Origin of the sequence: Pseudoalteromonas sp. MIP2626, from assembly GCF_013414205.1 — a bacterium.
In the GTDB taxonomy this organism is placed as follows: domain Bacteria; phylum Pseudomonadota; class Gammaproteobacteria; order Enterobacterales; family Alteromonadaceae; genus Pseudoalteromonas; species Pseudoalteromonas nigrifaciens.
The window spans coordinates 69,549-86,839 of the sequence record NZ_JAATTW010000008.1 but is presented as its reverse complement, the minus strand read 5'-3'; the positions used below and the strand labels follow the sequence as shown (position 1 = coordinate 86,839).

General features: G+C 38.9%; 17 protein-coding genes. 14 read left to right on the top strand and 3 right to left on the bottom strand.

Annotated elements, in window-relative coordinates; all coding sequences use genetic code 11:
• Positions 1-283 precede the first annotated feature (283 nt).
• A complete protein-coding gene (locus HC000_RS06420; protein WP_011327603.1) occupies positions 284-529 on the bottom strand; it encodes a hypothetical protein in 246 nt (81 codons plus the stop codon).
• A gap of 78 nt (positions 530-607) precedes the next feature.
• Positions 608-1,078: a hypothetical protein gene (locus HC000_RS06415; protein ID WP_179807245.1), complete on the bottom strand. Its 471-nt coding sequence runs from the start codon at positions 1,076-1,078 to the stop codon at positions 608-610.
• A 104-nt stretch (positions 1,079-1,182) separates the two neighbouring features.
• Here HC000_RS06415 and HC000_RS06410 point away from each other — a divergent pair, with 104 nt between their 5' ends.
• Positions 1,183-1,566: a response regulator gene (locus HC000_RS06410; protein ID WP_011327605.1), complete on the top strand. Its 384-nt coding sequence runs from the start codon at positions 1,183-1,185 to the stop codon at positions 1,564-1,566.
• A gap of 175 nt (positions 1,567-1,741) precedes the next feature.
• Here the strand turns inward: HC000_RS06410 and rpsT are convergent, their stop codons facing one another.
• Positions 1,742-2,002, bottom strand: a complete 261-nt coding sequence (gene rpsT, locus HC000_RS06405; protein WP_002958225.1) for a 30S ribosomal protein S20 — start codon at positions 2,000-2,002, stop codon at positions 1,742-1,744.
• 253 nt (positions 2,003-2,255) lie between these two features.
• Here rpsT and murJ point away from each other — a divergent pair, with 253 nt between their 5' ends.
• From murJ to HC000_RS06340, 13 genes are all read left to right on the top strand, one after another.
• Entirely contained in the window at positions 2,256-3,836 is a 1,581-nt protein-coding gene (gene murJ / locus HC000_RS06400; RefSeq protein WP_255319054.1) for a murein biosynthesis integral membrane protein MurJ, read from the top strand.
• Positions 3,837-3,921: 85 nt separating this feature from the next.
• Positions 3,922-4,848, top strand: coding sequence for a bifunctional riboflavin kinase/FAD synthetase (gene ribF / locus HC000_RS06395; RefSeq protein WP_011327607.1), 927 nt, complete (start codon positions 3,922-3,924; stop codon positions 4,846-4,848).
• A 29-nt stretch (positions 4,849-4,877) separates the two neighbouring features.
• Positions 4,878-7,706, top strand: a complete 2,829-nt coding sequence (gene ileS / locus HC000_RS06390; protein ID WP_179807244.1) for an isoleucine--tRNA ligase — start codon at positions 4,878-4,880, stop codon at positions 7,704-7,706.
• Positions 7,707-7,716: 10 nt separating this feature from the next.
• On the top strand, positions 7,717-8,217 hold the full coding sequence (gene lspA / locus HC000_RS06385; protein WP_011327609.1) for a signal peptidase II: 501 nt from the start codon (positions 7,717-7,719) through the stop codon (positions 8,215-8,217).
• Positions 8,214-8,654, top strand: coding sequence for an FKBP-type peptidyl-prolyl cis-trans isomerase (gene fkpB / locus HC000_RS06380; RefSeq protein ID WP_011327610.1), 441 nt, complete (start codon positions 8,214-8,216; stop codon positions 8,652-8,654). The genes lspA and fkpB overlap by 4 nt, the downstream gene beginning before the upstream one ends.
• On the top strand, positions 8,654-9,583 hold the full coding sequence (gene ispH, locus HC000_RS06375) for a 4-hydroxy-3-methylbut-2-enyl diphosphate reductase (RefSeq protein ID WP_011327611.1): 930 nt from the start codon (positions 8,654-8,656) through the stop codon (positions 9,581-9,583). The genes fkpB and ispH overlap by 1 nt, the downstream gene beginning before the upstream one ends.
• A gap of 47 nt (positions 9,584-9,630) precedes the next feature.
• Positions 9,631-10,665 carry a histidine kinase gene (locus tag HC000_RS06370; protein ID WP_179807243.1) on the top strand — a complete coding sequence of 345 codons (1,035 nt, stop codon included), beginning with the start codon at positions 9,631-9,633 and terminating at the stop codon, positions 10,663-10,665.
• A complete protein-coding gene (locus tag HC000_RS06365) occupies positions 10,662-11,363 on the top strand; it encodes a LytTR family DNA-binding domain-containing protein (protein WP_179807242.1) in 702 nt (233 codons plus the stop codon). Before HC000_RS06370 ends, HC000_RS06365 begins: the two co-directional genes overlap by 4 nt.
• A 142-nt stretch (positions 11,364-11,505) precedes the next feature.
• Positions 11,506-12,072, top strand: coding sequence for a type IV pilus modification protein PilV (gene pilV, locus HC000_RS06360; protein ID WP_179807241.1), 567 nt, complete (start codon positions 11,506-11,508; stop codon positions 12,070-12,072).
• Position 12,073: 1 nt separating this feature from the next.
• On the top strand, positions 12,074-13,084 hold the full coding sequence (locus HC000_RS06355) for a PilW family protein (RefSeq protein ID WP_179807240.1): 1,011 nt from the start codon (positions 12,074-12,076) through the stop codon (positions 13,082-13,084).
• The gene (locus tag HC000_RS06350; RefSeq protein ID WP_179807239.1) at positions 13,072-13,602 is read left to right on the top strand and encodes a pilus assembly protein PilX; all 531 of its coding nucleotides are present in this window, start codon (positions 13,072-13,074) and stop codon (positions 13,600-13,602) included. Before HC000_RS06355 ends, HC000_RS06350 begins: the two co-directional genes overlap by 13 nt.
• A gap of 1 nt (position 13,603) precedes the next feature.
• On the top strand, positions 13,604-16,855 hold the full coding sequence (locus HC000_RS06345; protein ID WP_179807238.1) for a PilC/PilY family type IV pilus protein: 3,252 nt from the start codon (positions 13,604-13,606) through the stop codon (positions 16,853-16,855).
• 10 nt (positions 16,856-16,865) lie between these two features.
• Entirely contained in the window at positions 16,866-17,291 is a 426-nt protein-coding gene (locus HC000_RS06340; RefSeq protein ID WP_218910949.1) for a type IV pilin protein, read from the top strand.

Below are 17,291 nucleotides of genomic sequence, written 5' to 3'. Positions count from 1 at the left end.
GCGTAAATCTGGTATCTTTCTTCTTGTGTCAGCTGTTTATATTTCATTAAAGCAATTTCCTTTGGCGAGAAAATGGCAGAATTATAACAGCTGGCCATCTAATCTGAGAAATTGCACTTATTATCCGAATTTAGGGTTGTAAAGTAGTAACTATACGGCGTTAATTCAGTTGCAGTTAACTATCGTAATGAGTTAGCAGTAGCTGCAATCAGCTTGGTTGTTAAATATTAGGCAAAAAAAAGCCCAGCTAAGCTGGGCTATAAAATATTCTAAGGAGAAGTGCTTAATTTTGGGTTACAGTAAATTGCCCAAAAGTATAAACTTTAAACAAATAAAATGTATTGATTAACACCAAACTCATATTCGAAACAATACTCGACGACATAAGATCTAAGCTAAATGATAAAAATAGCAAACCACAGGCACTAACCGCGGCAATACGCAGTAATGTGAGTTGGTTAATAAAGAATGCACCTAAACCTAGTGCAAGTAATATCGTGTTTAAAAGCCAATCTAGCTCGTTCAGCATGGTAGTTTCAATAGTTCATTTGTTGAAAAAAGGAGCGCCATTATGTTGATCTTTTGCACACCTTTCAACCAAGTAATTTTAAATTTTCAGATTAGTTTTTTTAATGCTAAAAGTAAGCTTTATTGCCGCAATAATTCCATTATCGGCAATTACTTTATATTTTTGACAGCTTTTTGAGTTAACCGTATCAGTACATAAATAAAGTGCCTTACGCTTACTGTCTAGCTGTGGCTGTAAGTTTGAATCGAGGAGCGTTGCGCCGTAACCAAATACCCCAGGCCAATAAATGCTATTACTCACCATACCTAATTTATGATAACTAAGCAGTGTAGGCTTAGGGATTATAATTATTATAAATAGTAATAGTCCAAGCGTGGTCAGCAAGCTGCTTTTAGACTTTTGCGCTGCTTTATTGTTAGCGCTTGTATTAGCACTTTGTTTAATATTATTAGGCTTTGTAGCCGTACTGCGGTTTTGCTTGTTTTTTGTTGTTTTTGTACTTCTAGGTGCTTTACCTAGTAATGATTGTTTTTTTGTATTTGTAGACATAAAGCAAATCTGGCCTTTTTGGTGTAGTTCTCTATAATAAATAACTGTATTTAAAGCAAATGATAGCATTTGCAAACATTGCTTTTAGCCTATAAGGATCAAATATGAACACGCAGCTTGCAATTTTAATCGTTGATGACGTTAGTACTGTGCGCAGCTTTTTAAGCCAAACATTGATGCATTTAGGCATAGAAAACGTAAAAGAAGCATCAACTGCCGCACAATGTATTAATGAGTGTCGTGCTGCAAATTATAACATGATTTTTTTAGATATAGAGTTACCTGATGGCGATGGTAAAGAGTTAATTGAGCAAATTAATCAACTGAACCCAGAAACAAACGTGGTTATGGTGTCGGCGCACTCAGGGGTTGAAAATGTAAAAGATGCAATTGATAAAGGGGCTAAAGGTTTTGTGGTAAAGCCTTTCTCTCCTAAAAAAATAGCAGCTATGCTGAAAAAGTTTTATCCCGAGCTAGAAGGGGTTTAATAACTTACGCGCCATTTTATTAAAAGCGCTTATTTAAGCGCAACTGCCCTAAATAAGAATGTGTGATGATTTTGCTGTATGAATTAGCTATATATCTGTTTAACGCTGTAAATATTAAATATAAAGCAAAAAAAAAACCGGCCAAGGCCGGTTTTTATATTCTTGCAAAAACAAATTATAGTGCTTTAATTTTAGCAGCTATGCGGCTCTTATGACGAGCAGCTTTGTTTTTGTGAATTAGACCCTTAGTTGCGTAACGGTCTAGGATAGGTGTAGCAACAGAAAAAGCTTGCTGTGCAGCTTCTTTATCACCAGCTTCAATAGCTACGATTACTTTTTTGAAGTAAGTACGCATCATTGAACGACGACTTGCGTTGTGCTGACGGTTTTTTTCGCTTGTAATAGCGCGTTTTTTTGCAGACTTGATGTTAGCCAAGGTTTGCTCCTAACAATCTTAAATAAAGCTTAAATTAAAGGCCGTGGAATATGCCTGTTTTTATCATGAATGTCAATTTAATTTTGACAATCCAAGAAAAACTGCTCCTTATAACGAACATCAATTTGCCGCTCTAGCAGTTAATATCGACATTGTAACAAAGCATGAGGATTCAGCCTAGTGCTTTAAAGCGATTTATAAAAAAGACTATGGCATAATTACTTATCTTAATGATTTTTAGTGTGGGTTTGCGGTGTCAAAAGGTTTATTTCGCTCCGGTATGATTGTTAGTTGTATGACAATGATATCGCGTATTTTAGGGTTAGTTCGCGATGCGGTTGTTGCAAACCTCCTGGGAGCCGGTGCTGCGGCCGATGTTTTTTTGTTTGCTAATCGAATTCCTAACTTTTTACGTCGTTTATTTGCAGAAGGTGCGTTTGCTCAAGCATTTGTACCTGTATTAAGCGAAATAAAAGAGCAGCAAGGCGACGACAAGGTTAAACTTTTTGTTGCGCAAGCAGCAGGAACCTTAGGCACTATTTTATTAATAGTGACAATTGTAGGTGTGGTTGCGTCTCCGGTTATTGCTGCACTATTTGGCACAGGTTGGTTTATAGATTGGTGGCAAGGTGGCCCTGATGGCGAAAAGTTTGAACTTGCCAGTGCATTATTAAAGCTGACATTTCCGTATTTGTTTTTTGTAAGCCTTGTGGCGCTAAGTGGGGCGGTTATGAATGTATATAACCGCTTTGCTGTGGCTGCGTTTACCCCAGTGTTATTAAATATATCTATTATTTTGTGTGCTATTTTTTTACATGACCAATTTTCGGTAGGTGCATATGCATTAGCTATCGGTGTATTTATTGGTGGTGTGGTGCAATTACTGTTTCAGTTGCCTTTTTTATATCGGGCAAAAATGTTGGCGCGCCCGCGCTGGGCTTGGCAAGACGAAAATGTAAAAAAAGTACGTAAATTAATGCTGCCTGCTTTGTTTGGAGTATCTATTAGCCAAATAAACTTATTGCTCGATACCGTTATTGCTTCATTACTCATGACCGGCTCAATTGCTTGGTTGTATTACTCAGACCGTTTAATAGAGTTTCCGCTGGGATTATTTGGTATTGGTATAGCAACGGTTATTTTACCGGCACTGTCAAAATTACACAGTAGTAAAAAAAGCAGTGATTTTCAGCATACCTTAGATTGGGGGGTGCGTTTTGTAATATTTTTGGGCCTGCCTGCTATGATAGGGTTAATGATTATTAGCCCACTTATTATTACTGTGTTGTTTGATCATGGTGCATTTAAAGAAGCGGGGATTGATCATGTTAAAGCGGTGAGCTTAGGGGTAATGGCTTATTCGGTTGGTTTAGTCAGCTTTATGCTAATAAAGGTATTAGCCCCTGGATTTTACGCCCGCCAAGATACTAAAACCCCAGTGCGCATTGGTATTATTACCTTGGTACTTAATATGGTGTTTAATATAATGCTTGCGCCTTTTATTGGCTATTTAGGATTGGCCTTAGCCACTTCAATGTCGGCAAGTTGTAATGCATTTTTGCTTTACAGGCAGCTTAAAAAAGAAAATGTGTACCAGTTTTCGTCAATGAGCTTATATTTTACCCTTAAATGCTTTGTTGCAAGTATTGTTATGGGGTTACTGGTTTGGTTTACCAGCGAGCAGTATAGTTGGACGACTTGGCACTTTAGCGAACAGGTTATTTTACTCCTAGTGTTGCTAGCAATTGCAGGGTTAAGTTACTTTACGCTGTTATTTTTGATGGGTGTGCGACTAAATACGATAAAAAGTGTAGCAATTACTGAATCGAACTAAAAAAAAGATTATAATCGGCAACTCTGCAACTTCATTCAATTTTGAGTTGTGAATTAATAACTCGCTTAAAAAGGCATTGGGTGGCATGGAGTTAATTAGAGGTATACACAATATTCGCTCACAACATTTTGGTTGTGTGCTTACTATTGGTAATTTTGATGGTGTTCACTTAGGTCATGCTGAAGTATTAAAAGGCTTACTTATTGATGCTAAAGCAAATAATTTACCTAGTACGGTAATGTTGTTTGAGCCTCAACCACAAGAGTTTTTTGCTAAAAGTAATGCGCCAGCGCGTTTAACTCGCTTACGAGATAAACTGCTATTGCTCAGCGAGTTAGGTATTGAACGAGTTATTTGTATTAGCTTTAATCAGCAATTTGCAAATATGCATGCAGAGCAATTTGTTAGTGATATTTTAATTAAAAAGCTAGGCGTTAAAGCATTAACGGTTGGTGATGATTTTAGATTTGGCAAGCAGCGACAAGGTAATTTTGACTTACTAGTAAGTATGGGCAAACAAGCGAGCATGGATGTTAAAAGCACCGCGAGTTTTCGCCAATTAAATGCTAGAGTAAGCAGTACTTTAATTCGTGAAGCGCTTGCCGCTGGTGATTTAAGCACTGCAAAGGTAATGCTTGGTCACAACTATGCCATTTCAGGGCGTGTTATACATGGTTGGAAACGTGGCCGAGAGCTGGGTTTTAGAACCGCAAATATAGCGCTTAAACGTCAAGTTTGCCCGGTAAATGGGGTGTTTGCTGTGCAAGCAACCATAGCAGGGAAACAAGTTTATGGGGTTGCCAATATAGGCAATAAGCCCACCTTTAATGGAACTCGTGCCTTATTAGAAGTTCATCTTTTTGATTTTGCACAAGACATTTATGGACAGTTTATGCATGTGGAGTTGATTAAAAAACTCCGCGATGAGAAAAAATTCGAGACATTAACACAATTAACGGCGCAAATAGCAACTGACGTTGCCGCCGCTAAGCAGTGTTTTGGTTTAAATTAGGTAGCCGATAGATACGGAATGTAGGATTAATGAGCGACTATAAACATACTTTGAACTTACCGGAAACACCGTTTCCAATGCGTGGCAATTTGGCACAACGTGAACCAAAAATGCTAAAAGCATGGTATGAAGACGACCTATATGGTCAAATTCGCAGTGCTAAAAAAGGTAAAAAAACCTTTATTTTGCATGATGGACCTCCGTATGCAAACGGCGATATCCATTTAGGCCATTCAGTAAATAAAATATTAAAAGATATTATTGTTAAGTCTAAAACCTTATCTGACTTTGACTCGCCATTAGTACCTGGTTGGGATTGTCATGGTTTACCAATAGAGTTAATGGTTGAGAAAAAAGTTGGCAAGCCAGGCGTTAAAGTAACCGCGAGCGAGTTTCGCGAAAAGTGCCGTGCATACGCTAAAAAGCAAGTTGAAGGTCAAAAGGTCGACTTTAAACGTTTAGGTGTATTTGCCGATTGGGACAAGCCTTACTTAACCATGAACTTTGATTTTGAAGCGAATGCTATTCGTGTACTTGGTCGTATTATTGAAAAAGGCCATTTACATAAAGGTGCTAAGCCTGTGCATTGGTGTACCGATTGTGGTTCTGCTTTAGCCGAAGCCGAAGTTGAATACCAAGATAAGCAATCACCAGCAATTGACGTACGCTTTATTTTTAACGACCAAGACGCAGTAGTAAGTGCGTTTGATTTAGCCGATGGTCATAAAGGTACAGGTAAAGTTGGTACTGTTATTTGGACTACCACCCCGTGGACGCTGCCTGCTAACCGAGCAGTAGCAGTACATGCAGAATTAGAATATGCACTAGTACAAGTTGAAGATGAAGGTAAGCAGCAACGCTTAATATTAGGCTCTGAGCTCGTTAAAGATGCAATGGACCGTTTTGGTTTTAATAACTTTCATGTATTAGGTTATGTTAAAGGTGCGGCGCTTGAAAATTTACAAGTAGCACACCCTTTTTACGACTTTAGTGTTCCTGTAATTGTAGCTGAACATGTTACGACTGACTCAGGTACGGGTGTTGTACATACTGCTCCAGGGCATGGTCAAGAAGATTTCGTGGCTGGACTTGAATACAAACTAGAAGTGGCTAACCCGGTTGGCGCAAATGGTGTGTACTTGCCAGACACTGAGTTATTTGCCGGTCAGCATGTGTTTAAAGCTAACGCGAGCATTGTTGAAGTGCTTAAAGAGCATGGCGCATTAATGCATCACCATGCTATTACGCATAGTTACCCACATTGCTGGCGTCATAAAACGCCAATTATTTTCCGTGCTACACCACAGTGGTTTATTAGTATGGATCAGGCTAATTTGCGTCAAGATTCATTAAACGAAATTAAAAACACGCAGTGGTTACCAGAGTGGGGCGAAAGCCGCATTGCAAACATGGTTGAGGGCCGTCCAGATTGGTGTATATCACGCCAACGTACTTGGGGTGTACCAATTGCATTGTTTGCTGATAAAGACACCGGTGCTATTCATCCAAATACGCAAGAGTTAATTGAACAAGCAGCACAATTGGTTGAAAAGTCAGGTATTCAAGCATGGTACGATTTAGACCCAGCGACACTGTTAGGTGAAGAAGGTGCTAAGCAATACATGAAAGTGCAAGACACTCTCGATGTATGGTTTGACTCGGGCGTATCGCATGCGTGTGTTGTTGATGCGCGTGAAGACTTAGCTGGTCCTGCCGATTTATACCTTGAAGGTTCTGATCAGCATCGTGGTTGGTTTATGTCGTCTATGATGACATCGGTCGCTATTAACGGCCATGCACCATACCGCCAAGTACTTACTCATGGTTTTACCGTTGATGAAAACGGTCGTAAAATGTCTAAGTCGTTAGGTAATGTTATTTCACCACAAAATGTGATGAATAAACTAGGCGCCGATATTTTACGCTTGTGGGTTGCCTCTACCGATTACACCGCAGAAATGACGGTGTCGGATGAAATATTTAACCGCTCAGCAGATCGTTACCGCCGAATTCGTAACACTAGTCGTTACTTATTAGCTAACCTAAATGGTTTTGATCCAAAAACAGATCAAGTAGCTGTTAATGATATGGTTGAGCTTGATAAGTGGATTGTTGGCCGTGCAGCACAATTACAAACAGAAATTTTAGCTGCCTACGATAGCTACCAAATGCTGTTAGTAACGCAAAAGCTAATGAACTTTTGTACCGGTGAGCTTGGCTCGTTCTATTTAGACGTAATTAAAGACCGCCAATACACAGCTAAGAGTGACAGCCACGCACGTCGTTCTTGTCAAACAGCGCTGTACCATATTGCTGAAGCAATGACGCGTTGGATGGCACCAATTATGAGCTTTACTGCTCAAGAAATTTGGGAAGCATTACCGGGTGAGCGTAGTGACTACGTATTTACATCAACCTGGTACGAAGGCTTACAAGCTCCTACTAACAGCCAGTTTAGTAACGATGATTGGTTAGAAATTCTAACAGTGCGCGATGAAGTAAACCGCCTATTAGAAGCTGCACGTAAAGAAGAAGTGATTGGTGCAACGCTCCAAGCAACTGTTAATTTATATACAGGCAAAGCGCTCGCAGCTAAATTATTAGCACTTGGCGACGAGCTGCGTTTTGTATTTTTAACATCAGCAGTAAACGTAACCGAAGTTGATAGCCAGCCGGCAGATACACAAACTACCGAAATTGATGGTCTTTATATTAGTGTTGCTGCAACCGACGCACAAAAGTGTGAGCGTTGTTGGCATTATAGCGCTGATGTAGGTGTTGAGCCTGCTCACCCTGAAATTTGTGGACGCTGTGTAAGCAATGTTGACGGTGAAGGCGAGCAACGTCAATTCGCTTAGGAGTTAATTAGTGAGCAAACTAGCCCAAAAAAGTGGTTTAGTGTGGCTATGGTTAAGTCTACTGCTGTTAGTAGTAGACTTTGCTAGTAAAACACTTGTTGTAAGTAGTATGGCTTATCAAGAGTCGATTAATTTACTGCCTGTTTTTAGTATTACTTATGTACATAACTACGGTGCAGCTTATAGTTTTTTAAGTGATGCAGGTGGTTGGCAACGTTGGTTTTTAAGTGCTATTGCAATTGCTATTAGTGGATTGCTGGTGTGGTGGTTAAAGCGCCTGCCAGCAACTAATAAAGTATTATGCGCTGCCTATTCATTGGTACTTGCCGGTGCAATTGGTAACTTATACGACCGTATTGCATACGGTTATGTAATTGACTTTATACACGTATTTTATAAAAACTCACATTTTCCGGTATTTAATGTTGCAGATTGCGCTATTTGTATTGGTGCAGCATTATTATTATTTGACGCCTTTACAGGCGAAAGTCCGAAGGAGCATAAAGCATGAGCCAAGCTGTAATTGGTGAAAACTCACAGGTTATTTTTCATTTTTCTATTAAGTTAGAAGATGGCTCTGCTGCCGACTCAACCAAAGTGCATAACAAGCCTGCTAAATTAACTATGGGCGATGGTAGCTTAACAGCTAACTTTGAAAAGTGCTTATTAGGCTTAAACGCAGGTGAGAGCAAAACCTTTGAGCTAGAACCAGAAGATGCATTTGGTCAGCCAAATCCAGATAATATTTACTATGTTGATCGCAGTAAATTTGGCCCAGAAACCCCAGCTAAAGTAGGTGCTATAATAGCGTTTACTCAGCCTGACGGTACCGAGCTTCCGGGGTTAGTGCGCGAAGTGCAAGGCGAGTCGGTAACGATTGATTTTAATCACCCGCTAGCGGGTCAGCGTTTAACCTTTGAAGTAGATATTATTGAGGTGCAAGGTTAATGGAAATATTACTAGCCAACCCACGAGGCTTTTGCGCCGGGGTTGATCGCGCCATTAGTATTGTTGAGCGCGCTTTAGATATTTTTGAAAAGCCAATTTACGTACGCCACGAAGTGGTGCATAACCGCTATGTGGTTGACGGCTTAAAAAGCCGCGGTGCGGTATTTGTCGAAGAGCTTGATCAGATACCTGACGACAGCATAGTTATATTTAGTGCGCATGGCGTATCGCAAGCGGTACGCACCGAAGCAAAGCGTCGTGACTTAAAAATATTTGATGCAACCTGCCCACTGGTTACTAAAGTACATATGGAAGTAACCCGTGCGAGCCGCAAAGGCATAGAGTGTATTTTAATTGGCCACCAAGGACACCCAGAAGTTGAGGGCACCATGGGGCAGTATGGCAATGATGGCGGCGGTATTTACCTGGTAGAAACCGTAGAAGACGTAGCTAAGTTGAATGTAAAAAATGCTGACAACTTATTTTACTGCAGTCAAACAACGCTCTCGGTAGATGATACTGCTGATGTAATTGATGCGCTGCGCGCTAAGTTCCCTGCTATTGATGGGCCGCGCAAAGATGATATTTGTTATGCAACGCAAAATCGTCAAGATGCCGTTCGCGACTTAGCCGACAAAGTAGACGTGTTGTTAGTGGTTGGCGCTAAAAACAGCTCGAACTCAAATCGTTTGCGTGAACTTGCCGATAAAATGGGCACTAAAGCTTATTTAATTGACGATGCCACAAACGTGCAAGAGTCATGGTTTACTGGTATTAATGCTGTTGGGGTAACCGCAGGAGCATCAGCACCTGAAGTGTTAGTGCAACAGGTTATAACCCGCTTAAAAGAACTTGGTGGCAATCAAGTTACTGAAAATCCTGGCGAAGAAGAGAACATTGTATTTGCTGTTCCTATTGAGCTGCGCTAATCTTAATTAAATATATATCTAATTAATTAGCTTAAAAGGGAGCCGTTATGAGCAAATCGCCACAAGTGGATGGGTTGCTTTTTTCGGCTCTTTTTAATGAGCGAGGCGTACTTGCCTCGTTAGTTGTATCGCAAGTTGTTGCTATTGTTCTGGCTTTTGCACCCAATGTAGAAGATGATATTTGGCTTCGCCTTGGAATAATAAGCTTATTTTTACACTTAATAGTGTTAGTCAGTACCTCTTCTTTATACTTCTGTAGATTTTTTTTACAAAAACGTACTCAAACTTTTCAGTTAAGTTTGTTTTTTGTCTTTTTTTTATTATCTACATGCATTTTTAGTATTTTATTTTCTCATTTTGCTTTTGATATAGATGATACAAATAGCCTAATTTATTTCATACTTCGTAATTGTATTATAGTGGCTTTACTGACTGCTTTATTCGTCCAGTTTTTATTAATTTATTTTGAAAAAGAGCAGCAAACTAAAGCGCTTGCCCGCGCAGAGCTTGATGCATTACAAGCACGTATTCGCCCACACTTTTTATATAACAGTTTAAATACCGCTGCAGAGCTTACCCATCATGATGCAACCGCAGCTGAGCAGGCTATTTTAGCCTTAGCTGCCTTATCTCAAGCGGCAATGCGCTCAGGGCAAAGTGTGCCATTAGAGGACGAAATAACCCTTAGCAAGCAATATGTTGCACTAGAAGCATGGCGTTTTGGTAACCGCTTAAAGCTCGATTGGCAAATACCCAATGAGCTTCCCGCGCTTAATATTCCCTGTTTAACTTTGCAGCCTTTAATTGAAAATGCCGTGTGCCATGGCGTAGAGCCTAGCGAAACAGGCGCTGTCATTAAAGTTGAGCTGCATGTTACAAGTGGCTATTTAACTATTATAGTCACTAACCCAATAGCCGTGGCAACCACCAATACTCGACCAAGTAACGGCATGGCGCTGGAAAATATTCGCCAACGACTTAATATTTATTACAAGGGTAAAGCGCAGCTCACTATTGCTAATAAAAATGGCGTATTTAGAGTGAAAGTAGTGATCCCTAAACATATTGAGAGTCAATTATGAATGTAATTATTGTTGATGATGAACCCTTAGCTAGAGCGCGTTTAGTACGTTTATTGGCGGCTCAAAATATAGTTGTACAAAATGAAGCGAGCAATGGCACAGAAGCACTTGCGTTAAGTAAAGTAAACCAGCCTGACTTAGTGTTTTTAGATGTTGATATGCCGGGTATTAATGGCTTGGAGGTAGCAAGTGAGCTTAACAAACTTGCAGTTCCACCCGCCATTGTATTTATTACCGCCCACCCTGAGCACGCGCTAGACGCATTGCAATTAAATGCGGCGGGTTATTTGGTAAAGCCTGTATCGGCGCAATCATTACAAAAAGTAGTTGAACAACTTGGGCGCTTAAATAAAGTACATATACAAAAACAACAAACAACAAAAATTACGTATCAGCTCGCGGGCACATTAAAAAGTATAGAAATGGAGTGTATTTATTATTTTGCTGCTGAAGAAAAATATACAAAAATGGTATTTAAAGGGGGCAGTGCGCTTATAGAGCAAAGTTTAAAACAATTAGAAACCCTTTATCCCACACATGTTTTAAGAGTACACCGCAATACGTTAGTAAATAAAAAAAAGGTGGTTGCTCTGCACTCATTAAGTAGCGGTAGTCATGCTATTGAACTACAAAATTGCCAAGAGCTGTTAGTGGTTAGTCGCCGCGAGCTAAAAACAGTTAAATCTAGCTTGTGTTAACTCATTTACTATAAAGCTATTTTGGCAAAAACAGTGTTTATTAACCGTTTATCAACAAAATCAACCGTTAGTCTTAGTAGTTCTTGAATCTATATTTTATTTGCATACACTTATAATCAGATAATATTTATTTGGTTTTATTATGTATTCACCCCCAATTAAGCGACGCAAAGGCTTCACTTTAATCGAAGTACTTATTGCTTTTATCATCCTCAGCTTTGGTTTGTTAGGCGCCGTTGCACTGCAAGCAAAAGCCAAACAAGCCAGTTTTGACTCTATGCAGCGCGCCGCCGCTGTGGCTTTAGGTAACGACATTATTCAGCGCATTCGAGCAAATGATACCATTGCATCAATTGGAAAGTATGGGAAAGCAGAAATAGACAGTACAGGTGCACTTGCTACAACTGATGCTTGTTTTGGGAAAAGCTGTGATTCATCAGGAATAGCGGATATGGATATAGTGCAATGGAAACGCGCCATTCGAGCTAGCGAAAATACGGGAACTTTAGATGATGCCACAATATGTATAAATCCAGCCTCAGTAGCAGATACTGGAGGGAAAGGGTTCAACATTGAAGTAATTATAGCATGGCAAGGGCGGCAAGAGTTCAAAGCAAATACGAATACAGGAAAAGTTACCTGTGGTGATAAAACTAATAATAAACGCCGTTTAGTGGTCTTAACCAGCTATATATATGTTAGGAGCTAACATGAAGCAAAAAGGCTTTACGCTAGTAGAAGTAATGATTTCGCTATTTATAGGCGGTTTAATTCTTGGTGGCGTTATGTTTACTTTTATTAGTATGAAAGTAACCACAAAAGACACTATGACTATCGGTGAACTCCAGGAGTCAGGACGTTTAGCTATAAATATTATGCAACGCGATATCGAGCAAGTTGGCTTTTGGGGAACTTATTATGATGACTCGTTCACAGCAGTAAATACAACCGTTTCTGCAACGACGATTACAGGTGATTGTTCAGATGGAACTAATAACGGCAGCTTTCCAGATTTAACCAGTAGCAGTAATTTTCGTACTATTTATGCAAAAACTACTAAGAGTAAAGATAACCTGCATTGCATAAACGATGGCATTATTCCTGCTGATAATAAAGAGACCGATATTCTTCAGCTCAAGTTTTTACAAGGTGATCCTCAATATGATGCTGTTGCAGGTACTAATACAACTAGCGATAAAATAAATTATTTTATCGCAGAACAAGAACAAGCAAGTTTTGTAACCGGTAAACATACCCCAACAAATATCAATGCAACTATTTGGCCATATAGTCATCATGTTTATTATATTAAAGAAGAAAAGTATTTAGTAAATAATAAAGAAATAAAAGTCCCCGCATTAAGACGAAAACGATTAGTAAATGGAAAAATGACCTCTGAAACGATAATGGAAGGTGTTGAAAACATGCGTTTTCTTTTTGGCCTTGATACTAATAGCGATAGCAAGGTTGATACTTATAAAAGCTCGGCAGCTATCTCTGCTACAGAATGGGAAAATCGTAAAGGTATTTTAACCGTTCAACTCTTCTTATTAATTAGATCACTGCAACCGGACCCCGGTATAAAAATAAAAAAACAAGAATATACATTAGGAGATGGACCCGAAAAACGAGTTTTAAAATTTGATGATAATTATAGACGCACTGTTTTTACAACAACTATTCGCTTAAGTAATGTTGGAGGGAACTTATGGAAAATTTAAAGTTGTTACCAAATAAGCAACAAGGCGTGGTGCTTTTAACAGCATTAATTATGGTGATAGCTGTTACCGGCATTGCAGTTACTCTTATGAGTAGTAGTACAATTGATATTAAAATTACTAATGCAGCACAAGAGCGAGAAGTTGCAGAAAATCAATTGATTGGCGAAGTGCAAAGAGTAATTGCGTCAGAAGCTAAAAAAGGTGCTGATAGTGACTTTTTTCTTACTCCAGATGAGATCGCTACAGATTCGGGTAAGCTTGATGCTGATGGTAATAAAATAATTATACCAGAGAAGGACATTACAGAGCCTGGGCACGAAATGAAAAGCATAATGACGAATTTAAATCGTGGTTCGCTAGAGCTTAATTGTCCTCGTAGTTATAGTTTTACAGCGGGTGTTTCATGCAATATGGTTCAAGTATCTACTACGATAGAATATGGCTCTAAAAGCAAGCATCAACTAACCATAGTTACTGGTATAGCTCAAGAGATGGCCAGTACGGGGAAGGGAATTTAAGATGAAATTTAAACTTTATATCGTACTCGTTTTATTATTTACATCAGTAATTAATATGCATGTATACGCTGAGGATATTGAGCTTTACGTAAATAAAGATGCAAATTCAGATGAAAAACCGCGAGTACTATTAATTTTTGATACCTCTGGGAGCATGGCCTTTTCTTCAAGTACAGGGGATGAGTGTAACGATAGGTGGTCAGGTAATCGAAGATTATGCTCTGATAGTAGGCTTGAGGCTGCTCAGTCAGCTATGAGTCAACTGGTTGAAGTTAATAAAGATTCTATCGATTTTGGCTTGATGCGCTTTAACGGCACTGACGGTGGCTATGTTTTAAATGGTATTGGCAGTTCGCCCGATTCCATAAAAGCATCTATTAATGATCTTCCTGCAAGTGGGGGGACTCCATTAGCTGAAACATTGTGGGAGGCTTATTTATATATTACAGGAAAAGAGTTGGACTATGCTTTTGATGTGAGCAGAAACAAAAGAGATATAACGATAGAAACTCCAATAGTTACGCAAGAAATTGTTAGAAAATGCAAAGATGTTCCTTATAGATATTGGAGTCGATGGTACAGTAAATGGGTTTGGGGGACTAAAGAGGAATGCACATCTGTTTTAGAAGATGTTGTTTCTAGCTATTCTTATATATCACCTTTTGCTGATAGTGTGGCTGAAGCAAAGCGGTGTGATAATTCAGTAAATATTATCTATATGACAGATGGAGACCCATCTTCGGGAAGTGATAATGGAAGCGATTATGATATTAGCGCCGAGCATAATAAGTATTTTGGTCGTGCTTTAACTGGCGATGATTATGTATACAGTAACCTTTTGCATCAATTAGCTAAAATCATTCATGGAACAGACGACACAATTGTCGATTTGTACCCTTCTACTCCCGATATTAATGAAACAGGGCGTCTATATACGATTGGGTTTGGCTCTGGTATGACTGCAGATGGTCAAAACTTATTAAAACAAGCCTCAACATTAGGTGGTGGTAAAAATTTGCCTGCAACTACACCAGAAAAGCTTTCTGAAGCTTTAAATAATGCTGTAGCAGCGATTAGACAGGAAAATAGTACTTTTACAGCCCCTTCAGTTGCAAGTAATAATGTAGATCAAACTCGGAGTCGAGATGCCATATACTTAGGTATGTTTTACCCTGAAAAGCATACAAGATGGCGTGGTAATCTAAAAAAACTGAAATTATCAGGTAACAAAGTTATTGATTCCAAAGATATTGAGGCGTTTGATAGTGATGGCCTTATAAAAACGAGTGCGCATACATTTTGGAGTGCTGATGGAACTTCCGATGGTAGCTCTGTAAAAGAGGGTGGAGTAAATGCTGCATTAATAAGCAGTGACAAAACTCGCAAAATACTTACAAACGCAAATACTAATGCATTAATAGATTTTAATCTTGATAAAATTAAAAGTGCCTATGACACTAATAAAAAAGCTGCTGTTATTTTTGATGTAAAAGAATCTGACTTAAAAAATACTATAGATTGGGCGCGTGGAGTTGATGTTGATAATGAATTTTCAACATCTGCAGTGCGCGGTGATATATTTGGTGATCCACTACACTCAAAGCCAGTTGCAATAGATTATGGTAACGGTGATATTCGTATTTTAATTGGCACTAATGCTGGTTTTTTACATATGTTTAAAGATGATGATACTAATAATAAAGTTAGTGAAAGTTGGGCGTTTATTCCCTCTGACCTATACAAAATCATTAAGCCTCTTCGTGAAAAAGAGAGTGGTAAAAAATACGGCATAGATGGACCTATTAGCGTTTATTTCAACAATAAGAGCCTAAATGGTAATGGTTTAAATGATGGAACTATTAACGCAAATAAAGGCGACCAAGTCTGGGCTGCTGTAGGTATGCGCAGAGGCGGTCGTAATTATTATGGCTTAGATATTACAAAGCCAGACTCCCCAAGTTTAATGTGGACTATTAAGGGCGGTGAAGGGAAATTTAAAAACCTTGGCCAAACGTGGTCTAAACCCCAAGTTGCTTATATAAAATCAAAAGGAAATACACCCCTTTTAATATTTGGGGCTGGTTATGATATTAATAAAGATTCGAATGATGCCGATAAAGCTAATATAAAAACGGAAGATAAAATTGGCCGCGGTATTTATATCGTTGATGCAAAAACAGGTGAAAAGGTTTGGATTTTAGCACCTAAGGGAGATGCATCTAAGGATACCGAATTTAAAGGGAAATATAGTATTGCTGCCGATGTAACGTTATTAGATTCTAATTATGATGGCTATACAGACCGGATATATGCGGCAGATACTGGTGGAGGTATCTGGCGTATAGATATATCAGATGAAGGAAAATTTAGTCATTTTCAGTTAGCAGATCTTGGTAATGATGCAGATAGACGTTTTTTTTACAAGCCCGTAGTGGCGAGAACTATGTTTAGTAAAGTAACTATAACCGATGATGGTGTAGTCACTCGATTAGATACACCTTATGATGCAATTGTGATTGGTAGTGGAAATCGTTCTAACCCTAATGGAGGAGGCACTGCTGATGAATTATTTATGATTAGAGATGAAAATACAGTTACTAAATTATTCGAATCTGCGCCTGAAGTTATAACGCCTAGTATGTTAATGGGGATGAATAATGATAAATTTGGTAGTGCATTAGATAATGTAACTGAGTTTGTAAAATTAGAAGATGAACTTGCGAATGATTTTGTTGGGTGGCGTTATAAACTCGCTACTGGTGAAAAGTCGTTAGCAGCAGCAACCGTTGTTGGTGGGGTTGCTTATTTTACATCTTTTACTCCTACATTGGATTCATCAATTAAAAATCAATGTTCATTAAGTGGAGGAGGGGGTTCTCTTTACGCATTTCATTTGCACTACGGTACTAAAGTTTATGACGATCTGAAATTTGCTACAAGTACAGAGGTGCCAGATACGCCCCAACTTTATTTTGGTTCTTCATGTGCAGATAGTGATGATAACGGAAAATGCGATGATGATCCTGATGAGGAAGTAAAAAGTCAGTTTTATTTAATTGGTCCGGGCATCAAAGGTGAAAATGCTGAAAACCCGCTGCAACCACTTGAAATTACAGGCCCAGGATTAAAAGTTGTAGATGATAAGATACAACTTGTTAATGAAAAAGCATTGGGATTTGGGTTTAAAACACAACAAACATATATTTATAAACGTGAAGAAAATGATGAAAACATGCAGAATGAAGACGATTAAGGAGGTTTGAATGATAAAAAAACAACGTGGGTTTACCTTAATTGAGCTGATGATAGCTGTTGCTATCGTCGGCATACTTGCAGCAATTGCATTGCCTAATTATACAGAGTATGTGAAGCGTGCTTCGCGCGCAGAGGCAGTTGCTGCATTATTAGATGCAGCTAATAAGCAAGAGCAGTACTTTGTAGATAACAGAGAGTATACAGAATTAGCGAGTGATTTAGGGATTCAAAGTAAAACAGAGAATGGGCATTTCGAATTAGCGATTAAAGTAGTTGATAAAAATACTTTTACAATCACAGCAAAACCTATTGCAGGGCCGGTAAAAGGAGATGGTGATTGCACTGCACTATCTATAACTGATATAGGTACTAAAGGTGCGCAAGGAGCAAAAACAAACGAAGGAAAGGATATTGACTATTGTTGGGGAAGATAA